At 71.5% G+C, this 24,379-nt stretch carries 29 protein-coding genes; 25 read left to right on the top strand and 4 right to left on the bottom strand.

Going from position 1 to position 24,379, the window contains the following annotated elements:
* Positions 1 to 83: 83 nt before the first annotated feature.
* The 7 genes from ACQPXB_RS37680 to ACQPXB_RS37650 are packed head-to-tail and all read left to right on the top strand — an operon-like array spanning position 84 to position 5,341.
* Positions 84 to 1,475 (top strand): Rieske 2Fe-2S domain-containing protein, encoded by a 1,392-nt coding sequence (locus ACQPXB_RS37680; RefSeq protein ID WP_366582975.1) that lies wholly within the window; start codon positions 84 to 86, stop codon positions 1,473 to 1,475.
* The gene (locus ACQPXB_RS37675) at positions 1,472 to 2,053 is read left to right on the top strand and encodes a 3-phenylpropionate/cinnamic acid dioxygenase subunit beta (protein WP_366582974.1); all 582 of its coding nucleotides are present in this window, start codon (positions 1,472 to 1,474) and stop codon (positions 2,051 to 2,053) included. Before ACQPXB_RS37680 ends, ACQPXB_RS37675 begins: the two co-directional genes overlap by 4 nt.
* The gene (locus ACQPXB_RS37670; RefSeq protein ID WP_366582973.1) at positions 2,050 to 2,373 is read left to right on the top strand and encodes a hypothetical protein; all 324 of its coding nucleotides are present in this window, start codon (positions 2,050 to 2,052) and stop codon (positions 2,371 to 2,373) included. Before ACQPXB_RS37675 ends, ACQPXB_RS37670 begins: the two co-directional genes overlap by 4 nt.
* Complete coding sequence (gene hcaB, locus ACQPXB_RS37665; protein WP_366582972.1) at positions 2,370 to 3,173, top strand: 3-(cis-5,6-dihydroxycyclohexa-1,3-dien-1-yl)propanoate dehydrogenase; 804 nt, start codon at positions 2,370 to 2,372, stop codon at positions 3,171 to 3,173. The genes ACQPXB_RS37670 and hcaB overlap by 4 nt, the downstream gene beginning before the upstream one ends.
* A gap of 19 nt (positions 3,174 to 3,192) precedes the next feature.
* Positions 3,193 to 3,390 (top strand): ferredoxin, encoded by a 198-nt coding sequence (locus ACQPXB_RS37660; RefSeq protein WP_360599605.1) that lies wholly within the window; start codon positions 3,193 to 3,195, stop codon positions 3,388 to 3,390.
* A complete protein-coding gene (locus ACQPXB_RS37655) occupies positions 3,387 to 4,613 on the top strand; it encodes an NAD(P)/FAD-dependent oxidoreductase (RefSeq protein ID WP_432846343.1) in 1,227 nt (408 codons plus the stop codon). Before ACQPXB_RS37660 ends, ACQPXB_RS37655 begins: the two co-directional genes overlap by 4 nt.
* Positions 4,610 to 5,341: a class II aldolase/adducin family protein gene (locus tag ACQPXB_RS37650; protein WP_432846341.1), complete on the top strand. Its 732-nt coding sequence runs from the start codon at positions 4,610 to 4,612 to the stop codon at positions 5,339 to 5,341. Before ACQPXB_RS37655 ends, ACQPXB_RS37650 begins: the two co-directional genes overlap by 4 nt.
* On the opposite strand, the gene ACQPXB_RS37645 is transcribed toward ACQPXB_RS37650, so the two are convergent.
* Entirely contained in the window at positions 5,338 to 6,132 is a 795-nt protein-coding gene (locus ACQPXB_RS37645; protein WP_366582969.1) for an IclR family transcriptional regulator, read from the bottom strand. The genes ACQPXB_RS37650 and ACQPXB_RS37645 overlap by 4 nt on opposite strands.
* Positions 6,133 to 6,379: 247 nt before the next feature.
* Here ACQPXB_RS37645 and ACQPXB_RS37640 point away from each other — a divergent pair, with 247 nt between their 5' ends.
* From ACQPXB_RS37640 to ACQPXB_RS37610, 7 genes are read left to right on the top strand one after another with little or no spacing between them, the layout of a single operon-like run.
* Positions 6,380 to 7,567 carry an ABC transporter substrate-binding protein gene (locus ACQPXB_RS37640; RefSeq protein WP_432846339.1) on the top strand — a complete coding sequence of 396 codons (1,188 nt, stop codon included), beginning with the start codon at positions 6,380 to 6,382 and terminating at the stop codon, positions 7,565 to 7,567.
* A gap of 8 nt (positions 7,568 to 7,575) precedes the next feature.
* Complete coding sequence (locus ACQPXB_RS37635) at positions 7,576 to 8,454, top strand: branched-chain amino acid ABC transporter permease (protein ID WP_220243261.1); 879 nt, start codon at positions 7,576 to 7,578, stop codon at positions 8,452 to 8,454.
* Positions 8,451 to 9,434, top strand: coding sequence for a branched-chain amino acid ABC transporter permease (locus ACQPXB_RS37630; RefSeq protein ID WP_366582967.1), 984 nt, complete (start codon positions 8,451 to 8,453; stop codon positions 9,432 to 9,434). The genes ACQPXB_RS37635 and ACQPXB_RS37630 overlap by 4 nt, the downstream gene beginning before the upstream one ends.
* Complete coding sequence (locus ACQPXB_RS37625) at positions 9,431 to 10,204, top strand: ABC transporter ATP-binding protein (RefSeq protein WP_432846336.1); 774 nt, start codon at positions 9,431 to 9,433, stop codon at positions 10,202 to 10,204. The genes ACQPXB_RS37630 and ACQPXB_RS37625 overlap by 4 nt, the downstream gene beginning before the upstream one ends.
* Entirely contained in the window at positions 10,201 to 10,980 is a 780-nt protein-coding gene (locus ACQPXB_RS37620) for an ABC transporter ATP-binding protein (RefSeq protein ID WP_366582965.1), read from the top strand. Before ACQPXB_RS37625 ends, ACQPXB_RS37620 begins: the two co-directional genes overlap by 4 nt.
* A gap of 35 nt (positions 10,981 to 11,015) precedes the next feature.
* On the top strand, positions 11,016 to 11,732 hold the full coding sequence (locus ACQPXB_RS37615) for an alpha/beta fold hydrolase (protein ID WP_432846334.1): 717 nt from the start codon (positions 11,016 to 11,018) through the stop codon (positions 11,730 to 11,732).
* Positions 11,729 to 12,616 (top strand): alpha/beta fold hydrolase, encoded by an 888-nt coding sequence (locus tag ACQPXB_RS37610; RefSeq protein WP_432846332.1) that lies wholly within the window; start codon positions 11,729 to 11,731, stop codon positions 12,614 to 12,616. Before ACQPXB_RS37615 ends, ACQPXB_RS37610 begins: the two co-directional genes overlap by 4 nt.
* 12 nt (positions 12,617 to 12,628) lie before the next feature.
* On the opposite strand, the gene ACQPXB_RS37605 is transcribed toward ACQPXB_RS37610, so the two are convergent.
* Both ACQPXB_RS37605 and ACQPXB_RS37600 read right to left on the bottom strand, forming a co-directional pair.
* On the bottom strand, positions 12,629 to 13,321 hold the full coding sequence (locus tag ACQPXB_RS37605) for a DUF169 domain-containing protein (RefSeq protein ID WP_432846330.1): 693 nt from the start codon (positions 13,319 to 13,321) through the stop codon (positions 12,629 to 12,631).
* Complete coding sequence (locus ACQPXB_RS37600; protein WP_432846329.1) at positions 13,236 to 14,951, bottom strand: hypothetical protein; 1,716 nt, start codon at positions 14,949 to 14,951, stop codon at positions 13,236 to 13,238. The genes ACQPXB_RS37605 and ACQPXB_RS37600 overlap by 86 nt, the downstream gene beginning before the upstream one ends.
* 188 nt (positions 14,952 to 15,139) lie before the next feature.
* Between ACQPXB_RS37600 and ACQPXB_RS37595 the strand changes: the two genes are divergently transcribed.
* The 10 genes from ACQPXB_RS37595 (at position 15,140) to ACQPXB_RS37550 (ending at position 23,386) form a co-directional block, all read left to right on the top strand.
* Positions 15,140 to 15,430, top strand: a complete 291-nt coding sequence (locus tag ACQPXB_RS37595) for a DUF1330 domain-containing protein (protein ID WP_366582960.1) — start codon at positions 15,140 to 15,142, stop codon at positions 15,428 to 15,430.
* A 29-nt stretch (positions 15,431 to 15,459) separates the two neighbouring features.
* A complete protein-coding gene (locus ACQPXB_RS37590) occupies positions 15,460 to 16,155 on the top strand; it encodes a Crp/Fnr family transcriptional regulator (protein WP_432846327.1) in 696 nt (231 codons plus the stop codon).
* 33 nt (positions 16,156 to 16,188) lie between these two features.
* A complete protein-coding gene (locus tag ACQPXB_RS37585) occupies positions 16,189 to 17,091 on the top strand; it encodes an MBL fold metallo-hydrolase (RefSeq protein ID WP_432846325.1) in 903 nt (300 codons plus the stop codon).
* Positions 17,092 to 17,283: 192 nt separating this feature from the next.
* Positions 17,284 to 18,540: an MFS transporter gene (locus tag ACQPXB_RS37580; protein ID WP_432846323.1), complete on the top strand. Its 1,257-nt coding sequence runs from the start codon at positions 17,284 to 17,286 to the stop codon at positions 18,538 to 18,540.
* 162 nt (positions 18,541 to 18,702) lie between these two features.
* Positions 18,703 to 19,731, top strand: a complete 1,029-nt coding sequence (gene ribB / locus ACQPXB_RS37575; RefSeq protein ID WP_432846321.1) for a 3,4-dihydroxy-2-butanone-4-phosphate synthase — start codon at positions 18,703 to 18,705, stop codon at positions 19,729 to 19,731.
* Positions 19,725 to 20,513, top strand: a complete 789-nt coding sequence (locus tag ACQPXB_RS37570; RefSeq protein ID WP_386947509.1) for an alpha/beta fold hydrolase — start codon at positions 19,725 to 19,727, stop codon at positions 20,511 to 20,513. Before ribB ends, ACQPXB_RS37570 begins: the two co-directional genes overlap by 7 nt.
* Positions 20,514 to 20,534: 21 nt before the next feature.
* Positions 20,535 to 21,695, top strand: a complete 1,161-nt coding sequence (locus ACQPXB_RS37565) for an LLM class flavin-dependent oxidoreductase (protein ID WP_366582954.1) — start codon at positions 20,535 to 20,537, stop codon at positions 21,693 to 21,695.
* Positions 21,688 to 22,182 (top strand): flavin reductase family protein, encoded by a 495-nt coding sequence (locus tag ACQPXB_RS37560; RefSeq protein WP_432846318.1) that lies wholly within the window; start codon positions 21,688 to 21,690, stop codon positions 22,180 to 22,182. Before ACQPXB_RS37565 ends, ACQPXB_RS37560 begins: the two co-directional genes overlap by 8 nt.
* Before the next feature lie 14 nt (positions 22,183 to 22,196).
* Positions 22,197 to 22,532 carry a VOC family protein gene (locus ACQPXB_RS37555; RefSeq protein ID WP_432846317.1) on the top strand — a complete coding sequence of 112 codons (336 nt, stop codon included), beginning with the start codon at positions 22,197 to 22,199 and terminating at the stop codon, positions 22,530 to 22,532.
* 86 nt (positions 22,533 to 22,618) lie between these two features.
* Positions 22,619 to 23,386: an SDR family oxidoreductase gene (locus ACQPXB_RS37550; RefSeq protein WP_432846315.1), complete on the top strand. Its 768-nt coding sequence runs from the start codon at positions 22,619 to 22,621 to the stop codon at positions 23,384 to 23,386.
* An 18-nt stretch (positions 23,387 to 23,404) separates the two neighbouring features.
* On the opposite strand, the gene ACQPXB_RS37545 is transcribed toward ACQPXB_RS37550, so the two are convergent.
* A complete protein-coding gene (locus ACQPXB_RS37545) occupies positions 23,405 to 23,932 on the bottom strand; it encodes a winged helix-turn-helix transcriptional regulator (RefSeq protein ID WP_366582950.1) in 528 nt (175 codons plus the stop codon).
* Positions 23,933 to 24,057: 125 nt separating this feature from the next.
* Between ACQPXB_RS37545 and ACQPXB_RS37540 the strand changes: the two genes are divergently transcribed.
* Positions 24,058 to 24,363 carry a putative quinol monooxygenase gene (locus ACQPXB_RS37540; RefSeq protein WP_432846312.1) on the top strand — a complete coding sequence of 102 codons (306 nt, stop codon included), beginning with the start codon at positions 24,058 to 24,060 and terminating at the stop codon, positions 24,361 to 24,363.
* Positions 24,364 to 24,379: the final 16 nt, after the last annotated feature.

The following is a 24,379-nucleotide window of genomic DNA, read 5'->3' as shown; positions in this document are numbered from 1 at the left end:
TTGACTCCCGATCTCCGCGTCTGCTCTACTGTTCAGAGGTTAGTTCTGCTCTACAGAGTTTGCGGGTTTGAGGAGAGTCGACGATGACGGATCAGTCCGGCACCCTGTCCGACGTGCGGCGCGGGATGATCCCGGCGCACATCTACAACGACCGGGAGATCTTCGAGCTGGAGAGGGAACGCGTCTTCGGCCGGGCGTGGCTCTTCGTGGCCCACGAGTCGGAGATCGCCAAGCCCGGCGACTACGTGGTGCGCCGCGTGCTGGACGACTCGTTCATCGTCACGCGCGACGAGAAGGGCGAGATCCGGGCGCACTTCAACATGTGTCTGCACCGCGGCATGCAGGTCTGCCGTGCGGAGATGGGCAACGCGTCGCACTTCCGGTGCCCGTACCACGGCTGGTCCTACCGCAACGACGGCCGGATCGTCGGGCTGCCGTTCCACCAGGAGGCCTACGGCGGCGAGGCCGGGTTCAAGCGCAAGGGCCAGCGGTTGCTGCCGGCGCCGAACCTCGACACCTACAACGGGATGATCTTCATCTCGCTCGACCCGGAGGCTCCGCCGCTGGTGGACTTCCTCGGCGATTTCCGCTTCTACCTGGACTTCTACACCAAGCAGAGCCCCAGCGGCATCGAGCTGCGCGGCCCGCAGCGCTGGCGCGTGAAGGCCAACTGGAAGATCGGCGCCGAGAACTTCGCCGGCGACATGTACCACACGCCGCAGACGCACACCTCCGTCGTGGAGATCGGCCTGTTCCGCGAGCCGAAGGCGGAGAAGCGCAAGGACGGCGCCACGTACTGGGCCGGCAACGGCGGCGGGACGACCTACAAGCTGCCGCCGGGCGGGTTCGACGAGCGCACGCGCTACGTCGGCTACCCGCAGGAGATGGTCGACCGCATGAAGACCACGTTCTCCGAGGCCCAGCAGCAGGTGATCGGCGAGGACGGCTTCATGATCTCCGCCGCGTCGGTGTTCCCGAACCTGTCGTTCGTGCACAACTGGCCGCGCGTCGCGGATTCCGACGACGTGCTGCCGTTCATCTCCGTTCGGCAGTGGCAGCCGATCAGCGAGAACGAGACCGAGGTGCTGTCCTGGTTCGCGGTCGACGCCGAGGCGCCCGAGGAGTACAAGGCCCTGTCCTACAAGGCTTACCTGATGTGCTTCGGCTCCACCGGCATGTTCGAGCAGGACGACGTCGAGAACTGGGTCTCGCTCACCAACACCGCCGCCGGCTCGATGGCGCGGCGGCTCAAGCTCAACAGCCGCATGGGCATCCTCGAAGACGACACCGAGGTCGTGCCCGCCCTCACCCCGGAGCAGTTCCACGGCCCGGGCGTCGCGCACACCGGCTACGGCGAGTACAACCAGCGCGAGCTGCTCAACCGCTGGGCCGACTACCTCGAACAGCCGACGAAATCGGCCACCGCCCTGGAGGTCGGCGCGCCGGCCGAGACCGCCGAGGCGGTGCAGGCATGACCACCGAGACGCACTCCAGCCGTTCCGCCCTCGGCGCGCACGCGTCGCGCATCCAGCGCACCGGCCGGCCGCTGCCGTTCGACGACGCCCGCCACCTGCAGGCCCACCAGTGGCTGGTCGACGAGGCGTGGCTGCTCGACGCGCAGGACTACGAGCAGTGGCTCACCACGCTCACCGAGGACATCCACTATCTGATGCCGGTGCGCGTGACCACCGCGCTGGGCGCGGGCTTCGACACCGCGCCGGGCATGGCGCACTTCGACGAGGACAAGTACTCGCTGTCGCGGCGCGTCGCGCGGTTCCTGACCGAGCACGCCTGGACCGAGGACCCGCCTTCGCGCCTGCGCCACCACCTGTCCAACGTGCGCACCTTCGCGACCGAGGACGACGACCACCTGGTCGTCGAATCGGCGACGCTGCTGTTCCGCAGCCGCGGCGACGTGCTGGCCGGCTCGATCGTCTCGGCCGGCCGCGAGGACCTGCTGCGCCGGACTTCCGACGGCTGGCAGCTCGCACGGCGCACGATCCTCGTCGACGATTCGGTGATCCGCATGCAGAACCTGGCGATCTTCCTGTGAACCTCTCCTGGGAAGGCGAGGCCGAGGACGCCCGCGCGGCGGCCGCGGCTGCCGCGGAACACGACGAACTGGTCGCCCGCACCACGGGCGAGGTGATCCGGCTCGGCAACGAGTTCGCCGAGATCCTGGTGCGGCGCGTCGACACGCGCAACGGCGCCCGGCTGCTGATCGAGTCGCCGAAGTCGGGCCAGTGGGTGGCCTTGTGCCCGCTGGAGCTGGAGGCGCTGACCTGGCAGAACACCGAGACGTTCTCCGCCATGATCGGCCACCCATTCGGCCCGCTCGTGGCGGCGGAGCCGGACTCGGGGGAGGACGCGTGACCGGCTGGCTGGAGGGCCGGCGTGCGCTGATCGTCGGCGCCGGCTCGGGCATCGGCCGGGCCGTGGTCGACGCGTTCCGCTCGGAAGGCGCCCGGGTCGCCGTGCTCGAACGCGACGCGGCCAAGGCGGCCGCGCTCGAAGCCGAGGTGCCGGACGTGCCGGTGACCGTCGGCGACGCGACCACGCGGGCGGCGAACGACACCGCGGTGGCCGCCGCCGTCGCCGCGTTCGGCGGGCTCGACGTGCTCGTCAACTGCGTCGGCGTGTTCGACTTCTACCGCAGCATCGAAGACCTCGACGCCGCCGTGCTCGACGACGCGTTCGACGAGATGTTCCGCACCAACGTCAAGAGCCACCTGCACTCGGTGAAGGCCGCGCTGCCGGAGCTGAAGCGCTCGGGCCACGGCGTGGTGCTGCTGACCGAGTCGACGTCGTCGTACTACCCGGGCCGCGGCGGCGTGCTGTACCTGTCGTCGAAGTTCGCCGTGCGCGGGCTCGTCACCGCGCTCGCGCACGACCTCGCGCCGGAGATCCGCGTGAACGGCGTCGCGCCCGGCGGCACGCTGGGCACCGACCTGCGCGGCCTGCCCAGTCTCGGCACCGCCGAACGCAGTCTCGGCGACGCGCCGCGGCGGGCCGAGGAGCTCGCCGCCCGCGTGCCCCTGCACGTGGCGCTCAGCGGCGAGGACCACGCGTGGAGCTACGTGTTCCTCGCCTCCGACCGCGCCCGCGGCATCACCGGTCAGGCCGTCCACCCCGACGGCGGCATCGGCGTTTCCGCGCCCCGCAAACGATCCTGAACCCGAAACGGAAAGACCGATGGCCAAGCTCACCGCCGACACCGACCTCTGCCAGGGCTACGGCAACTGCCTCACCACCGCCGCCGACGTCTACGACATCGACGACGACGGCAAAGTCGTCCTGCTGACCGAAACCATCCCCGAGGCCGACCGCGCCCGCGTCGAAGCGGCCGCGCGCAGCTGCCCGGTCAAGGCGCTGGGGGTGGTCGACGGATGAGCACGGTCGTGATCGTCGGCGCGTCGGTGGGTGGCGTCCGCACGGCGCAGGCCCTGCGGGCGCAGGGCCACGACGGCCGGATCGTGCTCGTCGGAGCCGAGCCGCACCTGCCCTACGACAAACCGCCGTTGTCCAAGCAGTTCCTCGCCGGTGCGTGGGAGCACGACCGGCTGGCGCTGCTCACGGAGGAGGAAGCCGCCGCGGAACGCATCGAGCTGCGGCTCGGCGTCGCGGCGACGGGCCTCGACCCGGCCGCGCGCACCGTCGAGCTGGCCGACGGGACGACCCTCGGCTACGACACCCTGGTGATCGCCACCGGCGCCACCGCGCGGCCGTCGCCGTGGGCCGCCGAATCCGGCGTGCACGTGCTCCGCACCCTCGCCGACGGCACGGGCCTGAAGGACGCGCTCGCCGAACCGGGGCCGCTCGTGGTCGTCGGCGGCGGGTTCATCGGCGCCGAGGTCGCGGCCACCGCCCACGCCGCCGGCCGCGCGGTCACCGTCGTCGACCCGCTGCCGGCGCCGGTCGGGCGCGTGCTCGGTGACGAAGTGGGCCGGCTGGTCGGCGACGTGCACCGGCGCCACGGCGTCGAGACGCGCTTCGGCACCGGCGTCCAGGCCGTGTCCGGCCGCGTGGGCGCGCTGGAGGTCACGCTCACCGACGGGACGGTGCTGCCCGCGGGCACGGTGGTCGTCGGCATCGGCGCGGTGCCGTCGGTCGAGTGGCTCGCCGGTTCGGGGCTGGAGCTGGACAACGGCCTCGTGTGCGACGAGTTCTGCCACGCCACCGGGCACCCGGAGATCTTCGGCGTCGGCGACGTCGCCCGCTGGTTCCACGCCGGCCACGGCGAACACGTGCGCGTGGAGCACTGGACCAACGCCGTCGAGCAGGCGGCCTGCGTGGCCCACAACGTCGTCCACCCGGACGAGCCGGTGCAGTACCGGCCGACCGAATACGCGTGGAGCGACCAGTACGACTGGAAGATCCAGATCGCCGGACGGCCGAGCCGCGCCACCGGCTTCGAGCTGGCGGGCGACCCCGCCACCGACCCGCCGCGGTTCGCCGCGCTCTACCGCGACGAAACCGGCCGGCTTTCCGCGGCCGTCACGGTGAACTGGCCGAAGCTGCTCGTCGCCGCACGGCGGCTCATCACCGCCGGAACCCCTTACGAGGAAGGACTTTCCGTGCTGGACAAGCTGATCGCCCCGGTGAGCGCCGCATGACCGAGTTTCCGAAGGAACGGCAGCTCGTCTCCGACGCCTGTCGTGTGCTCGCCGCCCGCGGGCTGGCGGAAGGCTTCCTGGGCCACGTTTCCCTGCGCATCGATGACAGCCGTCTGCTCGTCCGCTGCCGCGGACCGCAGGAACGAGGGCTGGCGTGGACGTCACCCGAGGACATCCGGCTGGTCGACCTCGACGGCGCGGCCGCCGCGGCGGGTGAGCTCGACGGCTGGTCGGTCCCCAACGAGCTGCCCCTGCACACCGAGGTGCTGCGCACCGACCCCGAGGTGCAGGCCGTGGTGCACGCCCACCCGCCGTCGGTCGTCGCGGCGGACCTGGCGGGGCTGGCGATCCGGCCGATCGTCGGCGCCTACGACATCCCCGGCGCCAAGCTCGCGGCCGGCGGCGTGCCCGTGTACCCGCGCGGGGTCCTGGTCCGCAACCGCACGCTGGCGAAGGAAATGGTGGCGGCGATGGCCGGCCGGCCGGTCGTGCTGCTGCGCGGGCACGGGCTCACGAGCAGTGGCGGTTCGGTGCAGGAAGCCGTGCTGCGCGCGCTGTCCGTGGACGCGCTCGCGCGGATGGCGCTCGACGTGGTGAGCGCCGGCGGCCGGCTCGCCGACCTGCCACCGGAGGATCTGGCGGAGCTGCCCGACCTGGGGCCGGCCTTCAACGAGGGCGTGGCGTGGCGCCACGAGCTCGCCCGGCTCGGCCAGAGCACCAGCGGTTAATGCAGCAGCGGCGTGGCTTCGGCGACCGTCTCCTTGAGACGTTCGCCGATCTGCCGGACCTCGGCGCGCGACAGCCGCCCGACCGGCAGCGAGACGTTCAGCGCGAGCCGCGCGGGGAGGTTCCCGGCGGGGAAGGCGACGGCGACCGACGCCACGCCTTCCTCGCTCTCCTCGCTGCTGGTCGCGTACCCGCGCCGGCGCACGCTCTCGATCTCCAGCTCCAGCTCGGCGCGGGTGCCGATCGAGTTCGGCGTGAGCGTCTCCAGCCGCTCGTCCGGGTACATCCGGCGCAGGTCCTCGGTGGACAGCTCGGCGAGCAGCGCCTTGCCGGTCGAGGTGCAGTTGGCGGGCATCGCCTGGCCCAGCCGCGAGGCCACCCGGACCGCGCGCGGGCTTTCGATGGCCTCGATGAACCGCACCGTGGTGCCGTCGAGGATCGCGAGGTGCACGGTCTCGGCGAACTCGTTGTTGAGCTTCTCGAGGAACGGCCGCAGCGTTTCGCGCACGTCGAACCGCTGCAGGATCGCGAACGCGACGGCCGTGAGCGAGGTGCCCGGCCGGTACGTCTTCGTCCGCGCGTCCTGCCGGATGAAGCCGCGGTACTGCAGCATCGCCAGCAGCCGGTGGGCGGTGGAGGAGGCGACACCCAGGTACTCGGCGACGTCCGTCATCCGCAGCTCGGGGCGATCCCCCAGCAGCAGGAGGATCCGAAGCGCCTTGTCGACCGAGTCGATCGGGTACTGCGGTGCGGGCGAGTGCGCGCCGGCGGGGTCGAGAGCGGGCTTCTTCATAGCAGAATCGTACGGCAAGCGGCGAACCCGGCGGGGCGCGGTGATCGCCGTGCCGCGGGCGGTTCGCGCTCCGAACCCCTGTCCGGCAGCCAAGAACTCGAAGACGGCTCGGCTTTTGCGAGGCGCGGAAAACGCGGTCCGCAACCGTTCGGAAACGCTGGGAACGCACGGCGAACCTGTGCCTTGACCCTGTTCTAAACCTCTGTTAGACAGAGCGCACTTCTTCATCGCAGAAGACTGGTGAACAATGACCGTTGCTGTTCAGTTCTCCCCGCCGTCGAGACCGTCCCCACCACGGCGCCGCTTCGGCTTCGTGTTCGCGGCTCTCGCACTCGCCACGGCCGGCTGCTCCGCCTCAGCCGCTTCCGACGGCTCCGCCTACACCCTGGGCCTCATCACCAGCCAGACCGGCACCGGCAGCCAGCTCGGCGTCGGCGAGCTGCAGGGCGCGCAGCTGGCAGTGGACCAGATCAACGCGCGCGGCGGCGTCAACGGCAAGCAGCTGCGGCTGCGCACCGCCGACGACCAGAGCAATCCCGCGCAGGCCGTGTTGCAGACGCGCAAGATGCTCGGCAGCGTCGACGCGCTCGTCGGGCCGTCGCTGTCGGGTCCGTGCCAGGCCGTGATCCCGCTGGCGTCCAGCGCGCAGCTGATCGACTACTGCCTTTCCCCCGGCGTGAAGCCGAAACCGGGCTCGTACCAGTGGTCGGCCAGCGCGCCGACCGACACGCTCGCCGAACGGCTGCTGGCGTACTGGAAGAGCCAGGGCATCACGCGCGTCGGGCTGATCTACACCACCGACGCGAGCGGCCTCGACGGCGCGCACGCGATCCAGTCGGCCGCCGCGCACACGGGCGTTTCCGTGGTGGGACAAGCCAGCTACAGCCCCACCGCGGTGTCGGTGACGTCTCAGCTGCAGGCCACCACCTCGGGCAAGCCGCAGGCGCTGGTGGTCTGGAGCAGCGGGGCCGCCGCGGGTGTCGCGTTCAAGGGCATCGACCAGATGGGACTCAAGCTCCCGGTCGCCACCACCGACGGCAACCTCACCTACGCGTTCCTGCGCCGCATCGCCGACTACACGCCGGACACGCTGCTCATCCCGGCGACGCGCGACTTCTGGTTCCAGCAGCAGAACACCAGCACCGAAGTACAGCAGCTGGAACGCGCTTACCACGACGAGTTCCGCGCCCGCTACGGCGCCGACCCCGACTTCGGCCCCGGCGTCGCCTACGACGGCGTGCTGCTCGTCGCGCAGGCGCTGGAGAAGGCCCACGGCGACGTCGCCGGAACCCGTGACGCGCTGGAGAGCCTGCGCGGGGTCTCGGGTGTCGTCGGCACTTATTCGTTCGCCCGGGACAACCACCGCGGGATCGGCGCCGACGACGTCGGCATCGTGCGCGCGACCGGTGGCCGGCTGACCTTCGTGGGGAGATGAGCACGGCCATGTCCGGACTGATCCAGGTCATCGTCGGCGGCCTCGCCGACGGGGGCGTGTACGCGCTGATCGCGCTGGGCGTCTCGCTCGTCTACTCGATCAGCCGCATCATCAACCTCGCCCAGGGCGGGTTCGTGGTGCTCGCGGCGCTGCTGGCCGTGTCCATCCAGCAGTGGCTGGGTGTGCCGCCGCTGGTCACCGTGGTGATCGTGGTGCCGCTCTTCGCGTTGCTCATGGCCGTGGTGGAACGGCTGGTGATGGCGCCGGCCGCGGCCCGCGCGACGCCGGACCGGATGCTGCTGGTCACCGTCGGCCTGTTGCAGGCCATCGGCGGGCTGCTGCTGCTCGTGTGGGGCAACCTGCCGTACACGATGCAGCCGTTCAGCGGCGACACGGCGATCACGATCGGCGGGGTCCGCATCGTGTCGCAGTACCTGTGGATCATCGGCGCGCTCGTGGTGACGGTGGCGGCGCTGTGGTTCCTGGTGCAGCGCACGAGCCTCGGGCTGACCATGCGCGCGACGGCGAGCAACCCGGAAGCCGCCGCGCTGCAAGGGATCAACGTCGGGCGCATCCGGCTGATCGCGTTCAGCCTCGCCGGCGCGATGGCGGCGCTGGCCGGCACGACGGTCATCCCGGCGACGTTCCTCCAGTTCTCCACGGTGACGCCGTACGCGGTCGCCGGGTTCATCGCGGCGGTCGCGGGTGGCCTCGGCAGCACGGCCGGCGCGGTCGTCGGCGGGCTGGTTCTCGGTCTGCTGCAAGGACTTTTCAGCCGCTACACCAGCGGCGACCTCGCGCAGGTGATCGCGATGGCCGTGCTCATCGTGCTCCTGCTCGTGCGACCGACCGGGCTGCTGGGCAAGACGAGCGAGGTGCGCCGATGACGACGCAGGAAAAGACCACCCCCACGACCGCGGCCCGCCCGCAGGTCCGCCGTGGCCGGTCGCCGCAGCGGCTGGTCCTCGCGGCCGTCGCCGTGGTGGTCGCCCTCGTGCTGCCGCTGCTGGTCCCGGGCTGGCTGGGCCTGCTCGTGATCGCCGGGATCTTCTTCCTGATCGTGCTCGGGCTCAACCTGCTCATGGGGTACGCGGGCCAGGTCTCGCTGGGACAGACGCTGTTCATGGCGATCGGCGGCTACGGCGCGGGGCTGCTCACGCTGCGCTGGCACTGGCCGACGCTGGTGGCGATGATCGTGATGGCCGTGGTCTCGGCGGCGGTCGCGGCTGGGCTCGGCACGGTGTTCCTGAGGCTGCGCGGCTACTACCTCGCGCTGGCGACGCTGGGGCTGGCCGTGATCACCGAGTCGCTCGCGTCGGGGCTCACCGGGTTCACCGGCGGGCCCTCGGGGCTGGTCGGCGTGCCGAGCCTGCGCCTGGGCACGTTCGACGTGTTCAGCGACCAGGCCAACTACTACCTGTTGCTCGTGGTGTGCGGGCTCGGCGCGTGGTTCGTCGGCAACCTGCAGCGCTCCCAGACCGGGCGCGCGCTGTCGGCCATCGCCGCCGACCCCGCGGCCGCGACGATGCTCGGCATCAACGCGGCGCGCTACAAGACCAGCGCGTTCGTGGTCTCCGCCGTCTACGCCTCGCTCGGTGGCAGCCTCTACGCGTTCTACCTGCGGTTCATCTCGCCCGAGGTGGTCGGGGTGACGGTGGCGCTGAGCATCGTGATCATGCTCGCGCTGGGCGGCGCGCGCACGATCGTCGGGCCGCTGCTGGGCGCGCTCGTGATCCAGGGGCTGCCGGAGGTGGGGCAGAGCTTCGCGTCCTGGTCGCCGTTCGTGGCCGGGGTCGTGCTCATCCTCGTGATCACCTACCTGCCGCGCGGGATCTGGGGCGCGGTCAAGAAAGCGGTGCAGCGATGACCACCGAGACCCCGCTGCTGGCCGTGCACGGCCTCACCCGCCGCTTCGGCGGCGTGACCGCGGTCGACGACGTGAGCTTCACCGTCGCCCCCGGCACCGTGCGCGCGATCATCGGCCCCAACGGCGCCGGCAAGACCACGCTGCTCGACCTCATGACCGGGTTCACCGCGCCCGACGCAGGCCGCGTCGAGTTCGCCGGCCACGACATCACCGGCATCCGCCCGCACCGGCTGCCCGGGCTCGGCCTCGCGCGCACCTTCCAGTCCGCGCGGCTGGTGGGCACGCTGACCGTGCGCGAGAACGTGATGCTCGGCGGCTACCGCTTCACCCGGGCGCGGTTCCTCTCCGACGGCCTGCGCCTGCCGCGTACCCGCCGCGAGGAACGCGCGCTCGGCCGCCGCGCCGACGAGCTGCTGGAGTTCCTGGAGCTCGGCGCGTTCGCCGACAGCCTCGCGGGTGAGCTGCCCGCCGGGGCCCAGCGGCTGGTCGAGGTCGCACGGGGTCTCGCGGGCGGGCCGACGTTGCTGCTGCTGGACGAACCGGCGGCGGGGCTCGACGACACGGAGACCGGTGAGCTCGCGGCCGCGCTGCGGGCCGTGTGCGCGGGCGGCATCTCGCTGGTGGTGATCGAGCACAACATCGAGCTGGTCATGACCGTGAGCGACCACGTCACCGTCCTCGACGCCGGCCGCGTGATCGCCGACGACGTGCCGCAGCGCGTGCAGGCCGACCCGGCCGTGATCGAGGCCTATCTGGGAGTGAAGCCATGAACCTCACCGTGCGCGGCCTCGACGCCCGCTACGGCTCCACCCGCGTGCTGCACGACGTGTCCTGCGAGGTCCCCGACGGCAAGATGGTCGCGATGATCGGCGCCAACGGCGCGGGCAAGACCACGCTGCTCAAGTGCCTCGCCGGCCTGCACCGGCCGGCCGCCGGGGAGGTGACGCTGGGCGGCGAACCGGTCGCCGGGCTCGCCGCGCACGAGGTGGCGCGCCGCGGCGTGTGCCTGGTCCCGGCCGGGCGGCAGCTGTTCGGCGACCTCACCGTGGCGGAGAACCTGCAGGTCGGGCTGCACGGAACCGGGGTGCGCGGCACGGCGGTGACCGAGCGGCTGGAGCGCGTCTACGGCCTGTTCCCGATCCTGCGTGAGTTCGCCACCCGCCAGTCCGGGCTGCTGTCCGGCGGCCAGCAGCAGATGCTGGCCATCGCGCGGGCGCTCGTGCGGGAACCGAAGGTGCTGCTGCTCGACGAACCGTCGCTCGGCATCGCGCCCTTGCTGGTCACCGAGATCCTCGGCGTGCTGCAGCAGCTCGCGCGCGACGGCGTGACGATCCTGCTCGCCGAGCAGAACGCCGCCGCCGCGCTCGGCATCGCCGACCACGGCGTGGTGATGGAGAACGGCTCCATCACCCGCACCGACACCGCGGCGGCCCTGCTCGCCGACGACGACGTGAGCCGCCACTACCTCGGCACCGCCCGCGACGCCGTCGAGGTGGGGCACGCCCGCGCGTTGCCCGCCGGGTTGCGGGAACCGCTGCAGGCGTAAGACTGTCCACAGTAGATACTCAACGAGGAGCTCCCATGAAGATCGTGCTCGTCCACGGCGGGTGGCAGGGCGGCTGGGCGTGGGACGGCGTGGCCGAGCAGCTGCGCGCCGCCGGTCACGACGTGTTCGCGCCGACCCTGCGCGGGCAGGAGGACGGCGACGTCGACCGCTCCGGCATCACGCTCACCACCATGGTCGACGACCTGATCGGCCGGATCGAGGGCCAGGGTTTCGACCGGTTCGTCCTCGTCGGCCACAGCGGCGGCGGACCGGTGATCCAGCTCGTCGCGGAACGGCAGCCCGAACGCGTGGAGCGCACCGTGTTCGTCGACGCGTGGGTGCTGGCCGACGGCGAGTGCATCAACGACCTCCTGCCCGACGAGCTCGTCGGCGCGGTCACCGCGCTGGCCGGGCAGAGCAGCGACAACTCCGTGACGCTGCCGCCCGAGATGTTCCTGGGCGCGTTCCTGCAGGACGCCGACGAGGCGCTCGCCGCGAGCGTGGCCGCGCGGATCGTGCCGAGCCCGCTGGGCTGGCTCACCGAGCCCGTCCGGCTTTCGCGGTTCTTCACCTCGGGCGTGCCCAGCAGCTACGTTTTCCTGCAGCAGGACCAGGCCGTGCCGAAGACGGCCTACGAGCGGTCGGCGAACCGCCTGGCCGACCCGCGGATCGTCGAGTGCCCCGGCAGCCACGAGGCCATGCTCACGCACCCGGCGGAGCTCGCGAAGGCGCTGCTGGAGGCCACGGCGTGAGGCACCGCACCGGTTTCCTGGCACCGCTGTACTACGACGAGCTGCGCCCGGACCACGCACCGGCGCGCAGTGTCGTCCTCGTGCACGGCGGCAGCGTGACCGGTGCGTGTTATCTGTCCACTCCGGACGGCCGCCCGGGCTGGGCCCACACGTTCGCCGGGCACGGCCACCGGGTGCTCGTGCCGGACTGGCCCGGCACCGGGCGCAGCACGTCGCTGCCGCCGGACGAGGTCACCGGCGAGGTCGTCTGTGCCGCGCTGGGTGCGCTGCTCGACGACCAGGACGAGCCGGTGGTGCTCGTCGTGCACTCGATGTCCGGGCCGTTCGGGTTCCGCCTGCTGGCCACGCACGGGGACCGGATCGCCGCGCTGGTCGCGCTCGCGCCCGGCCCGCCCGGTGACATCCAGCCGGAGCCGGCCGTGCTGGAGGAGACCGCGGACGACGTCGAGATCCAGGGCCTGGCCCTGCGCTGGCGGCTCCCGAAGCGCGGCCTGTGGTGGCCGAGCGACGCGTTCGCCCGGGCGAAGATGATCGGCGCCAGCACGCGGTTTCCGGCCGACGCGGTGGCGACCTACAGCCGGCAGCTCGGCCCCATCCCCGCCGGGCTCCTTGCACAGCGCCAGAATCTGCGCGGCAGCCAGCTGCGCGGGGCCGGCCGCTTCGACGGCAAGCCCGTGCTGGTGCTCACCGGCGACCGCGACACGGACCACCCGCGTGCGGCCGACGCCGCCACCGCCGAGTGGCTGTCCGCGCACGGCGCCGACGTCACCTACCGCTTCCTCGACGATCCGGAGCACACGGGCAACGGGCACATGCTGATGAGCGAGGACAACAGCGAGGCGCTGGCGGAGCTCGTCATCGGGTGGCTGGCCGGGGTTTCCTGAGCCCGCCCGGTCTCAGGCGAAGCGCTGCGCGTCGGCTCCCGCGTACTGGGCCATGCGCGCGTCGAGCCTGGCGTGGTGCTCGATCCGGTCGATCAGCTCGGGCAGCAGGGAGCCGGGGAACACGCACGTGGCCTCGTCGGCCCGGATTCCGGTGCGGGCCCGGCTGAGCGCGCACCCGACGCTGGCGGCGACCCGGCCCTGCTGGGCCATCGCGACGATGTGGCACTGCGGTTTGCCCTCGACCGGCAGGTCCGGCACGGCGTCCTTGACCGTCATGAGGCCGCGGGCGTTGGTGCGGATCAGCACGACGTCGGGGGTTTCGGTGACCGAGCCGAGCGGGGCGTAGTGCACCGACTCCGTGCGTTCGGCGACCACGGGCAGCGTCACCACGTCGTCGTGACCGACCCAGCCGGCTTCGAGCAGCGCTTGCACGTCGTCGTTGGCCGCGACCTCGTCCAGCGTGCGGAAGCCGTGGGTGAGGCTGCCGACGCTGCAGTTGGCGTGGTCGGCCGCGTAGGTGGTGACCGGCGCCTGTGCGCCCTGGATCCAGAACACGCAGCCGGCGGGGACGGCGCCGGTGCGGCCGTGTTCGTTGGCCGGTGCCGGCGGGAGGCCGGACTCAGCAGCAGGCGCAGGGTGGCCGGGGGATCGATCCGCCGCCGAACGGAAGGTCAAGGCGACCGGCGGCGCCGCCAGGTGCAGCACCTTGGTCAGCCGGGCGGCGAGTGCCGGCCAGTCCGGAGTGGACACCGGGGTCGACGAGCTGGAGCCGGGGGTGGACATCGTGGCCTCGTTCCGTGCCGATGGGGATGGTGGTGGCAGTCGGTGGAGCTGGGAAGACCTGGAGCTCGTGGTCGCCGATGACGAGGTCGACCTCGATGGTGTGGCGGTCGAGCGCGCGCCAGCGTTCGTAGGGCGCGCCGTCGCAGCGCAGCACGCAGGTGGCCGTGTCGGCGAGCTGCGAGACGCGGAACGTGGTCGCGCGGCCCCGGTGTGACGACGTGGCCGCGTACGTGCCGATGTGCAGGATGCCGGTTTCGCCCTCGTTGTACGCCATGTCGATGCCGAGGTACGGGAAGTCCACTTCGGACACCGTGGGCTGGTCGAACTTCGCCAGGTTCGGCTCGGTGAACACGCGCGACCACGCCCCGGGCCCGCCGATCTCGGCCATCATCAGCAGCCCGTTGAGCTGGCCGCGGGGGAACGGCTCGTCGAGCCCGAAGCCCCAGCCGAAGTCGTCGGCCGCGGAGCCGAAGAAGCCGGGCCGGAAGTGCTCTTCCGCGTAGGCGTCGAGGTTCGCGAACGTGACGTAGTCGCCGAACTCGCGCGCCAGCACGATGCCCAGCAGCAGGAACCGCGGGTCCGGCAGGGAACGCACCGGGCGCGTCGGGTCGCTCCAGCCGATCTTGTCGACGGCGGTGCGGTACAGCGCTTCGGCCAGCACGGGGTTCTGCGGCAGCATGTACACCGCGATCGAGAGCCCCGACGTCGGGCCGGCGCGGTGGACGTAGTCGGCGAGCGGGTCGTAGTAGAGCGCGGTCCACTCGACGGTGCCGCCCGCGGTCATGCCGAGGTACCGCTGCCGCAGGATCTCGACCCAGTTGTCGTAGACCCAGTGGTCGCCGCCGCCGGTGAGGATGTCGTGCATCCGCAGGCCCAGCCCGGCCGCGCTGAGGCAGTACGGCCAGATCTTGGTGTTCTCGCAGTGCGGGCCCTCGGGGCGTTCGGTCCACTGGCGGGTGAGCAGGGCGTTGATGCCGTCGTGGGTCCAGGAGTACGTGGTGTCGTCGAGGCCGGCGACGCTGAACGGCTCGTTCCACTTCCGGTCGCGCGAGACGTAGCCGTGGAAGCCGAGCAGCAGGTTGAGCCAGCCCTTGAAAAACAGGTTCCCCTCGGCGCCGACGGGATCGGGGGCGAGGCCCCACGGTTCGACACCGTTGGCCGTCCAGCCGGGCATGTCGTACTCGCCGGCCAGGTGGCGGGGGAGCCAGAGCTTGATGAACTCCTCCGGGTAGTGGGCCCGGTCGGGGTCGTGCCCGATCTGGGTGAGCCAGTCGATGGCCGCCCAGTGCGTGGTGTGGCGGCTGAGCAAGCCGTCCATGATGTCGACGTACACCTCGCGCCAGGCGGGTGTCACGTCGGCCATCATCGGTACGGCGTAACTGGACTCGGAGAGGTCGAAGCGGGCGAAGTTCAGCACGGGCGGGGTGCTCTTGTCGTCCCACCACGGCGCGGGCCGGCCGCTCGAGGACCAGTCGTCCGGGGTCGTGGCCTTGCGGTGCAGGAACCGGAGCCAGCCGCGGGCGCGCCGGCCGAGCCGGTGATCGTCACCCATGGTCCGCTCCCTTCACCACTCGCGTTTGTACCACGGTTTTTCCGGCTTCTCCGTGGCCTTCTTCCCGGCGCGCCACCGCGGTCAACCGCCCGCGTAACCTGGGTTACTCGTGCCTTTGCCCGCCGGTGGCCGGCGTGTTTCTCTTCATGGCGACGTGCTGCTCTTGTCGGCGTTCAAGGAGGAACGAGATGAGTGTGTACATGCTGGCCGGGACCAACGTCCACGACCCCGAGGGCCACCAGGCCTACATCCGGGCCGCCACCGACAGCCTCGCCGGGTTCGACGCTTCGATCAAGGCTCTCTGCGACGACAACAAGACCGTCGAGGGCCGGGAGTCCCCGGGCCGGCTGATCCTCATCGAGTTCTCGAGCCGGGCCGAGTTCGACCGCTGGTACGAGTCGGAGACCTACACCGGCGTGCGGCCGTTGCGCCACGCCACGGCGGAAACCGACCACCTGTGGGTCACCGCGGACGCGTGAGGACCACGGCTCGCGAACGGGGAGCACCGGTGAAGGCTTCACAACGAGAACGCAGCGCGCGCGCCTGGCAGGCGAGCCCGCTCGCCGAGCTGCCGGGCGAGGTTCGCGACGCCTTGCTGGCCTCGTCGGTGGTGGTCGGGGTGCCGGCCGGGCAGAGCATCGGCGAAGCCTACGCCGGGCCCACGTTCGCTCTCGTCCACAGTGGACATGTGCGCGTGCAGCTGGTGACGGCGGACGGGCGCACGGCCACCATCCGCTACGCCGGCGAAGGCCAGATCCTCGGCCTGCCCTCGGCGATCGCCGGCACCACCCCGTGGACCGCCTACGCCGTGACCGACTGCGAGCTCACGATGATGAGCGGCGCGCTGCTGCGCGAGCTCGCCTCCGCGGACGCGGCCATCGCGTGGCACCTGGCCGGGCAGCTGGCGCAGATCTCGTTCGAGGTCATCGACGTGCTGGGCGGCAACATCTTCGAGCCCGTGCTGCAGCGCGTGTGCCGGCACCTGCTCGAGCTCGCCGAGCGCACCGACGAGGGGCTCGTGGTGGCGACCGACCAGCACGAGCTGGCGCAGTCGATCGGCTCGGTGCGGGAGGTCATCGCGCGGGCGCTGCGGACGTTGCGTGAGCAGGGCCTGATCGAGCGGACGCCCGCCGGGCTTCGGCTCGTCGATCCCGCCCGGCTGCACGAGATGGCCGCGGGCCACGGAGAACCGACCAAAGGCTGACGGGCCTTTCGGTGTAGTGGAAAGGAAATCTTCATGACCGATGCGACGATGTCCCTCGGGGACGTCACCCTCGACCGGGTCGACGAGTGGACCGGCAAGCTGTTCACGCGGCCCGACCTGCTGCCCGACTCGGACCGGCAGGCGTGGGAGGCGGAGCGGGGCTGGCTCGAACCGGACTTCTGGTCGCCGGACTCGGAGGACGCGTGGTTGTGCGCGCAGAGCTTCCTCGTCCGCAGCGGCGGCCGGACGATCCTGGTCGACACCGGGATCGGCAACGCGAAACCGCGTCCGGGCGTGCCGCCGTTCGACCACCTCGACACCGGCTACCTCGACAATCTCGCCGCGCTGGGCACCCGGCCCGAGGACATCGACCTGGTCGTGTGCACGCACCTGCACCCCGACCACGTCGGCTGGAACACCACGCTGGAGGACGGCGAGTGGCGCCCGACGTTCCCGAACGCCACGTACCTGCTGCCCAAGGTCGACTTCGACTACCTGGCCGAGATGGCGAAGTCCGCCGACGCACCGGACCCGTTCGGCTACGTGACCACGTTCCACGACAGCGTGCTGCCGGTCGTGCAGAACGCGAAGTCCCAGCTGTGGGACGGCGAAGAGCACGTGATCGACGACGCGCTGCGGCTCGTGGCGTCTCCGGGGCATTCGCCCGGGGCGTGCGTGGTCACCATCTCGTCGGGCGGCGAGCACGCGCTGCTCGCCGGTGACCTCGTGCACCACCCGATGCAGATCCTGGACCCGGGGCAGCGCAACGCACTCGACGCCGACGGCGAAACGGCGGCGCGGTCGCGCACCCGGCTGCTCGGGTGGGCGGTGGAGAACTCCGCGCCGGTGTACGGCGGGCACTTCCCGGGTGGGCGGGGTGCGCGGATCAGCAACGCCGGCGGTGCGTTCCGCATCGATTCCTGGACGTCGCTCTGAGACGTGCCGCTTCGGTGGCAGGAATGTTTTTCGATTACTAATCCGGCCAAAAGTAGGCCGACCCCTACGCGGCACGTAACTGTTGCCACGAAGCCATTCGGCCGTGACTGTGGTCGGATTAGTATCAATCGAAACAGTGCCAGGGGGGTCGCAGCTGGATCGTTTTTCCCGAATCCCTGAGGGAGTATCGCTGTGCCTGGATCGACGAAGCTCCACGGTTGGCATCTGATCACGACTGTCGCCGCCTTGACCATTTTCGCCGAGGGGTACGACATCGTCGTCTTCGGCGCCGTTCTGCCCGGGCTCCTGGTGGAGCCCGGGTGGAACCTCTCCACATCGGCCGCCGGGCTGATCGGGAGCGCCACCTACCTCGGCATGCTCATCGGCTCTGTCGCGAGTGGACGGTTCGTCGACCGCTTCGGCGCCCGGCGAATCCTCCTGACGATGACGGTGTTCCTCGCTCTGGCGGTGGCGGCCTGTGCGGTCGCGCGGTCGCCGATCGAGCTCGGCGTGTTCCGGTTCGTGCTGGGCCTGGCCGTGGGCGGCAACATCCCGGCCGCGATCATGGCGGCCCGCGTCTCCGCTCCGTCCGCGAGGATGAACCTGGCGCTGACGTGGATCAGCTCCGGCATCCTCGGCGGCGGCGGCGGCGCGTCGCTGATCGCCATCCCCGTGCTGCCGACCCTCGGCTGGCGGGCCCTGTTCTGGATCGGGGCGGGGATTTCCCTGGTGGCCTTGGCCGCCACCGCGCTGGTCATCCCGAAACACCCGGCCGCGGGCGGCGTCCGACCTGCGAAGGTCCGGTTCGCCCAGGTCATGACGGCCCGGCACCGGCGCCTGCTGATCGCCTGCATCCTCGCGACGACCGCGAACATGCTGGTGTGGAACGGGATGTCGACCTGGCTCACGACGTCCATGAAGGAACTCGGCTACACCTTGACGTCGTCGCTGCAGTTCAGTCTCGTGCTGACGGTCTCGGCGCTGATCGGTTCGCTGGCGTTCGGGCTCTTCGCCGACCGGGCCGGTGCCCGGACCGCCGGGCTGCTGTCGACGGGGCTGGGGCTGATCGGGCTGCTGGGCTGCGTCGTCGGCGCGAGCACGCCGGGGATCGCGTGGATCGCGGTGGCCCTGCTGGGCGCCGGCGCGGGCTCGACCACGACGATGATCGGCAACGTGGTGGCCATCGGCGTGCCCGCTCCCGTGCGGGGCACCGCTTTCGGCCTCAACAACGGCCTCGGCCGCGTCGGGGCGATCTTCGGGCCGCTGACGGGCGGCTGGATCATCGGCGCGACGGTGGGCCCGGCGTGGTTCTTCGCCTTCTGCGCGCTGGTGCTGGTGTTGTGCGCGGCGGCCCTGGCGCTGGTTCCCCGGCCTGGTGCGCCCGCTGACGGTGCTTCCGTGACACCGCACGGAGACGCGGACCGGCAGGACATTCCCGCGGCGCAGTAGGAAAACGGGTGAGGGGCGGTGCCGGGTCCGGCACCGCCCCTCACGTGTCCGCACAGCTGCGCACCCGCCGAGCTTCCGGTCACCGCGCAGGTGAACGCAAGTCACAGACGAACCCCCGTTCGCGGAGCACCATCGCCTGGACGACGACGTTTGGAGGCGGTGATGACCGGACCACTAGTGGACGCGGCGCTCGCCGCGCTCCGGGCCGGCGCGCTCGTGCTGCTGGTGGACGACGACGATCGCGAGGCCGAAGGCGATCTCGTCGTGGCCGCCGAGCACGCGGACCCGGCCGTGGTGAACACGATGATCACCCACGGGCGCGGCCTGCTGTGTGTGGCCGTCGACGGAGCCACCACGGATCGGCTGCGGCTGCGGCCCATGGTGAGCCGCAACGACGCCCCGCACCACACCGCGTTCACGGTCTCGGTCGACATCGCCAACGGCGGCACCGGGATCTCCGTGAAGGACCGCAGCGCCACGCTCAAGGCCATCGCCGATCCCGGCAGCCGGCCCGAGGACTTCGTGCGGCCCGGCCACATCTTCCCGCTGCGCGCCGACCCGGGCGGCTCGTTCGCCCGGCGCGGCCACACCGAAGCGTCGCTCGACCTGGTCACGCTGGCCGGGCTGCGGCCCGCCGCGGCGATCTGCGAGGTCCTCGACGAGGCCGGCGAGCCCGCGCGCCGGCCGTACCTGACCGCGCTGGCGCAACGTCTCGGGATCCCGATCCTCGACGTCGCCGACGTGATCGCCCACCGCGCCCACCAAGGCGTGACGCGGGTGGTCGAGACCGTGCTGCCCTTGCCGGAAGGGCGGTTCCGCACCCTCGGCTACCGCGACGTGCTCGGCGGCGAACACCTGGCCCTCGTCCTCGGCGAGCCCGCCGGGCACGACGACGCACCGGTCGCCGTGCACGTCGAGTGCGTGCTCGGCGAAGCCCTCGGCTCCCGGCTCTGCGGGTGCGAGGACCAGCTCCACACGGCGCTGCGCCGGGTCGCCGACGCCGGCCGCGGCGCCGTGCTCTACCTGCGCCCCGGCGCCGCCGTCGGCCCGGCCCGCCGGCTGCGCGGCCCCCTGGCCACCCACCAGGCCCTCGACCCCCACGACGAGTGGCTCAGCGCCGGGATCGCCCGCGATCTCGGCCTGCGCCTCCCCGTTCCCTCCGAAGCTGCGAAAGGACCACACGCATGCTGACCCTCACCGACGAGACCACCGGGACCACCGTGTCCGACGGGGTGGTTCTCGACGTCACCACCACCGGCTCGGGCCCCACGGCGTTGCTGCTGCACGGCGTCGAAGGCGTGCGCGACGACCGGGGCTTCGCCGAGCACCTCGGCGCGACCAACACGGTGCTCGCCCCCAGCCACCCCGGCTTCGACCTCTCGCCCCGGCCCGAGTGGCTCGACAGCGTCGAAGACCTCGCCTACGTCTACCTCGACTGGCTGGACCGGATCGGCGCGCACGACGTGACGCTGGTCGGCTGCCAGTTCGGTGGCTGGCTCGCCGCGGAGATCGCCATCCGCTCCACCGCCCGGCTTTCGCGCGTGGTGCTGGTCGACCCCGTGGGCATCAAGACCGGTGGCCCGACCGACCGGGAGATCGCCGACGTCTTCCACCTCACGCGCGAAGAGCTCGACGCGCGCACCTTCCACGACCCGGCCGCCGGCCCGGGCGACCTCACCGCGGCCGAGCGCGACACCGTGCTGCGCATCGCCCGCAACGAGGAAGCCCTGGCCTGCTACGGCTGGGAGCCCTACCTGCACAACCCGCGCCTGCGCCGGTGGCTGCACCGCATCGACGTGCCCACCCTGGTGGTGTGGGGCGGTTCGGACCGCATCGTGACCCCGGACTACGGCCGCGCGTTCGCCGAGGCCATCCCCGGCGCGCGGTTCGAGGTGCTCCCGGGCGCGGGGCACCGGCCCCAGGTCGAACGCCCCGCCGAACTGGCCGAACTCATCCGCGACTTCTCGCGCTGACCCGATTTCGGAGACGATCCCATGGAATTCTGGCACTTCAGCGAAACCGCCTACCCGTACCTGCCCCCGGAGGACACCTACGAGTCCGTCCGCGTACAGCTGCCCAACGGCGTGATCGACCCGGAGCGTGCGGCGCAGCTCTGGGACCGTTACCTCGCCGAGTGGCAGGTGGCGGACCAGGCCGGCCTGAACGTGATGATCAACGAGCACCACCAGACGGCGACCTGCCTCGACCCGGCCGCCCCGGTGATCGCCGGCGTGCTGGCGCGCACCACCGAGCACGCCCGCATCCTGATCCTGGGCAACCCCATCGCCAACCGCAAGGACCCCGTCCGCGTGGCCGAGGAGATGGCGCTGGTCGACGTGCTCAGCCGCGGCCGGCTGGAAGTCGGCTTCGTGCGCGGGGTGCCGTACGAGGTTTCGGCGGTGAACAGCAAGCCGGTGATGATGAGCGAGCGGATGTGGGAGGCGCACGACCTCATCCTCAAGGCGTGGACGACGCACGACGGCCCGTTCAATTGGGAGGGCCGGTTCTTCCAGCAGCGCCACGTGAACATCTGGCCGCGCGCCTACCAGCAGCCGCACCCGCCCGTGTGGGTCACGGCGATGACCGCGCCCAGTGCCGCCCGGATCGCGGAGAACGGCCACGTGATCGCGTCGTTCCTCACCGGCTTCGACGGCACCCGGAAGGTCTTCGACGCCTACCGCGCCAAGTGCGCGCAGCTGGGCCGGCCGGTCCCCGGTGACGACCGCTTCGCCTACGCCGCCCTGGTCTACACGGGACAGACGGACGAGGAAGGCCTGGCCGGGGCGGAAAAGCTGATGTGGTACGTCAAGGCCAACAAGGTGCCGTTCCACCACGTGCAGCCGCCGGGGTACACGCCGTACTTCGTGCGCGCGGCGGGGCTGGCCGGGGAACGCTCGGCCTACGACTTCAACACCATGACGCTGCAGGACATGATCGACGGCGGGATCGTGTTCGCCGGCAGCGCCGACACGGTGCGCGGGCAGATCGAGCGGTTCTACGAGCGCGTCGGCGGCTTCGGGCACCTGCTGCTCATGGGCCAGGCCGGGTTCCTGGAGCACGAGGAGACGGTGCGCGGCATCGAGACGTTCGCCAGTGACGTCAAGCCGAAGCTCGCCGGGCTGTCGACGGCGGCCGCGGGGGCGGGCCGTGGCTAGCGGCGGCGTCGGCGCGGACGAGCTGCGCCGGAACTGCGGGGCGTGGCCGACCGGCGTCGCCGTGGTGACGAGCGCCGGGCCGGACGGCGCGCCCGTCGGCCTCGCGGTGAACTCGTTCACCTCGTTGTCGCTCGACCCGCCGCTGGTGCTGTTCTGCGCCGCGCTGTCGTCCACGACGTGGCCGCACATCCGGTCCGCCGGCCGGTTCCTGGTGCAGATGCTGGCCGCCGACCAGCACGACGTCGCCCGCGTGTTCGCACGCTCCGGCGGCGACAAGTTCGGGGGCCTGGCCTGGCACCGGCGCGACGGGCTGCCCGAGCTCGACGGGATCGCGGCGGTGCTGAGCTGCTCGATGGACGGCGTGTACGCCGGCGGCGACCACGAGATCGCCGTCGGCCGCGTCGAAGCCGTCGAGACGTTCGGCCGCCGGCCGCTGGTGTTCCACGACGGCGACATGCACGCCCTGCCGCTCGCCCGGGCGAGCTGAGCCGAGGAGACGGTGTGAACTCGATCAGGTTCTGCGTCCTGCCGGTGTCCGATGTGGCCACTTCGAGGGCCTTCTACGCCGCGCTCGGCTGCGTCGAGCGCGGGGTCGACGGCGATCGGTGGGCCGGGGTGTCCTCCGACCACGTGGCGCTTTTCCTGTGCGGCCCGGCCGATCCGAAACGTCCGGCCCAGCCCGCGTTCGCCGTGCTGGTCGACGATCTGCCGGCCGCGCTGGCCCAGGCGCTCGCGGCCGGTGGGCGGACGTTGCCGGGCGACGACGGGCACGTCCGGCTGACCGATCCGGACGGCAACCACGTGATGCTGATCGAACGGGGAACGCCTCCGGGCTGACGCGGTTGCGCCGAAGCTCCTGCCCGGCCGATGTCCACTGTGGCCCGACCAAGCCCGAACCCTTTTATCCGACAAGGAGAACCACCATGTCGTCCGTCCTCATCACCGGCGCGTCCAAGGGCATCGGCCGCGCCATCGCGATCGAGCTGGCCGGGCGCGGGCACCGCGTGATCGCCACCGCGCGCCGTCCGGAGGCGCTCGCCGACCTGCCCGTCGACCAGCGCCTGCGCCTCGACGTGACCGACCAGGAAAGCGTCGACGCGGCCATCCGCGAAGCCGGCGAGATCGACGTCGTGGTCAGCAACGCCGGGGAAAGTGTCCGCGCGCCACTGGAAAGCGTGCCGCTCGACGAGGTCGCGCGGCTGTTCGAGCTCAACACGCTGGGCGCGCTCCGGGTGGTGCAGGGCGTGCTGCCGGCCATGCGCGAGCGGGGTTCGGGCCGGCTGGTGTTCGTCTCCAGCATCCAGGGCCGGATGGTGCTGCCGATGATCGGCCCGTACGGCGCGACCAAGTGGGCGCTGGAGGCGCTCGCCGAGACGCTCGCCATCGAGACCGGCCACTTCGGCATCCGGGTGAGCCTGGTGCAGCCGGGCGCGGTCTCCTCCGGCGGCGGCGAACGCGCCAAGGTGCACGTGAAGGACGACGACCCCTATTCGGGGCTGTACCGGCAACTCCCCGTGCTGCGCGGTGAGGTCGTGACGCCGGAGTCGGTGGCTGCGACGGTCGCCGACACCATCGAGCAGCCCGAGCCGCCGCTGCGCGTCCCCGCCGGTGCGCCGGCGAAGCAGGTGCTGGAGGCGCGGAAGGTGGCGCCGGAGGACAAGCCGTTCGTGGCCGTGCCCCTCGACTGGTAACCGCCCGTCGGCGGGTGGTCAGCCGCGCGACGCCGGGATCGGCTCGAGGAGCCGCCGCGGGACGTTGAGCGCGGCGGACACCGGGTCGAGCTCGGCGCCGGTCGGCGTGAAGCCGGGGCCGGGTTCGATGCGGGTGTCGGCGGGCGCGACGAGCTCGCCGCACTTCTCGCACCGGCCCTCGTGGTCGAGCAGCGCGCCGTCCGCGTCGTGGCGCAGCGCGCGCTTCACCCCGGCCGGCGAGTAGAAGTCGTCACCCCAGTTGATGAGCGAGCGGACGATCGGCCACAGGGCGACGCCTTTGTCGGTGAGCACGTACTCGACGGTGCCAGCGCTCTCGTCGCGGGTGAGCACGCCTTCGCGGACGAGGAGCTTCAGCCGGGCCGTCAGCACGGCGCGGGGGATGCCGAGCTGGGTCGCGAAGTCCCCGAAGCGGCGGACGCCGTAGAACGCGTCGCGCACGATGAGCAGGGTCCACCGCTCACCGACGATCTCCAGGGCTCGCGCCAGGGAGCAGTTGCGGTCCGCGTAGGTACTGGGAAGGGACATACGGGCAGTCTACTCCGCCAGTTCGCTCACTGAACTGGAGTTGTGCTACAGTCGGCCGCAGTTCATTGACTGAACTGCGTTTGCCTCTGTTGCTCACCCTCTGTCTGATCCCAGGAGAACCGGCGATGTACCAGTTCCTCGTTTCCTTCACCGTCCAGCCCGGCCACCGCGACGACTTCGTGCGCGTGGCCCGCAAGACCGGCGTCGACTCCCTGGCCAACGAGCCCGGCTCGATCCGCTTCGAGGTCATCGCGGACGAGGAGAACCCGGACGTCTTCTACCTCAACGAGGTCTACGCCGACGTCGAGGCGTTCAACACCCACGCCCAGGGCCCGTACTTCGGCGCGTTCTTCGCCGAGGCGAGCACCTACGCCGAGGGTCCCGTGTGGCTCATGAAGGGCAACCGGGTCGACGACAAGGCCGCCGTCTGAGTCTGCGCGCAGGACC

The organism is Amycolatopsis sp. CA-161197 (assembly GCF_050942255.1).
Taxonomy (GTDB): domain Bacteria; phylum Actinomycetota; class Actinomycetes; order Mycobacteriales; family Pseudonocardiaceae; genus Amycolatopsis.
The sequence above is the reverse complement of the archived record's forward strand: the minus strand, read 5'-3'. Positions and strand labels throughout refer to the sequence as shown.

Coding starts and splice junctions, on each gene's coding strand:
- ACQPXB_RS37655 (WP_432846343.1), top strand. CDS start 3,387: ATGAGCACGGTCGTGATCGTCGGCGCGTCGGTGGGTGGCGTCCGCACG.
- ACQPXB_RS37615 (WP_432846334.1), top strand. CDS start 11,016: ATGAAGATCGTGCTCGTCCACGGCGGGTGGCAGGGCGGCTGGGCGTGG.
- ACQPXB_RS37545 (WP_366582950.1), bottom strand. CDS start 23,932: ATGTCCCTTCCCAGTACCTACGCGGACCGCAACTGCTCCCTGGCGCGA.
- ACQPXB_RS37540 (WP_432846312.1), top strand. CDS start 24,058: ATGTACCAGTTCCTCGTTTCCTTCACCGTCCAGCCCGGCCACCGCGAC.
- ACQPXB_RS37680 (WP_366582975.1), top strand. CDS start 84: ATGACGGATCAGTCCGGCACCCTGTCCGACGTGCGGCGCGGGATGATC.
- ribB (WP_432846321.1), top strand. CDS start 18,703: ATGACCGGACCACTAGTGGACGCGGCGCTCGCCGCGCTCCGGGCCGGC.
- ACQPXB_RS37635 (WP_220243261.1), top strand. CDS start 7,576: ATGTCCGGACTGATCCAGGTCATCGTCGGCGGCCTCGCCGACGGGGGC.
- ACQPXB_RS37585 (WP_432846325.1), top strand. CDS start 16,189: ATGACCGATGCGACGATGTCCCTCGGGGACGTCACCCTCGACCGGGTC.
- ACQPXB_RS37550 (WP_432846315.1), top strand. CDS start 22,619: ATGTCGTCCGTCCTCATCACCGGCGCGTCCAAGGGCATCGGCCGCGCC.
- ACQPXB_RS37645 (WP_366582969.1), bottom strand. CDS start 6,132: ATGAAGAAGCCCGCTCTCGACCCCGCCGGCGCGCACTCGCCCGCACCG.
- ACQPXB_RS37625 (WP_432846336.1), top strand. CDS start 9,431: ATGACCACCGAGACCCCGCTGCTGGCCGTGCACGGCCTCACCCGCCGC.
- ACQPXB_RS37570 (WP_386947509.1), top strand. CDS start 19,725: ATGCTGACCCTCACCGACGAGACCACCGGGACCACCGTGTCCGACGGG.
- ACQPXB_RS37630 (WP_366582967.1), top strand. CDS start 8,451: ATGACGACGCAGGAAAAGACCACCCCCACGACCGCGGCCCGCCCGCAG.
- ACQPXB_RS37620 (WP_366582965.1), top strand. CDS start 10,201: ATGAACCTCACCGTGCGCGGCCTCGACGCCCGCTACGGCTCCACCCGC.
- ACQPXB_RS37660 (WP_360599605.1), top strand. CDS start 3,193: ATGGCCAAGCTCACCGCCGACACCGACCTCTGCCAGGGCTACGGCAAC.
- ACQPXB_RS37675 (WP_366582974.1), top strand. CDS start 1,472: ATGACCACCGAGACGCACTCCAGCCGTTCCGCCCTCGGCGCGCACGCG.
- ACQPXB_RS37640 (WP_432846339.1), top strand. CDS start 6,380: ATGACCGTTGCTGTTCAGTTCTCCCCGCCGTCGAGACCGTCCCCACCA.
- ACQPXB_RS37600 (WP_432846329.1), bottom strand. CDS start 14,951: ATGGGTGACGATCACCGGCTCGGCCGGCGCGCCCGCGGCTGGCTCCGG.
- ACQPXB_RS37595 (WP_366582960.1), top strand. CDS start 15,140: ATGAGTGTGTACATGCTGGCCGGGACCAACGTCCACGACCCCGAGGGC.
- ACQPXB_RS37650 (WP_432846341.1), top strand. CDS start 4,610: ATGACCGAGTTTCCGAAGGAACGGCAGCTCGTCTCCGACGCCTGTCGT.
- ACQPXB_RS37565 (WP_366582954.1), top strand. CDS start 20,535: ATGGAATTCTGGCACTTCAGCGAAACCGCCTACCCGTACCTGCCCCCG.